Source organism: Massilia arenae, assembly GCF_008014745.1.
GTDB classification, from domain to species: Bacteria; Pseudomonadota; Gammaproteobacteria; order Burkholderiales; family Burkholderiaceae_D; genus Telluria; species Telluria arenae.
The window spans coordinates 1-328 of the sequence record NZ_VPFD01000067.1 but is presented as its reverse complement, the minus strand read 5'-3'; the positions used below and the strand labels follow the sequence as shown (position 1 = coordinate 328).

2 tRNA genes are annotated in these 328 nt (G+C 48.2%); both read left to right on the top strand.

Annotated features, from left to right (window positions below):
* Positions 1-12 precede the first annotated feature (12 nt).
* Positions 13-89, top strand: a tRNA-Ile gene (locus FVD38_RS26300).
* Positions 90-111: 22 nt separating this feature from the next.
* A tRNA-Ala gene (locus FVD38_RS26295) sits at positions 112-187 on the top strand.
* Positions 188-328: the final 141 nt, after the last annotated feature.

Below are 328 nucleotides of genomic sequence, written 5' to 3'. Positions count from 1 at the left end.
AACAGTTTTATCGGGGCTGTAGCTCAGCTGGTTAGAGCACCGTGTTGATAACGCGGGGGTCGTTGGTTCGAGTCCAACCAGCCCTACCAATCAGCACTAGCGTTACCCAATGGGGGATTAGCTCAGCTGGGAGAGCACCTGCTTTGCAAGCAGGGGGTCGTCGGTTCGATCCCGTCATCCTCCACCATAAAGTTCAAACGTAAGTCGCCAATAATTGATTGGTGAGATTTAGGTTTGATCTTTTCGAGATCACTGTTTTTTCGTTCTTTAACAATCTGGAAGAAGTAAAGTTTTATCAGCGTGTGCGACAGCACATGTTGAGGGTAGT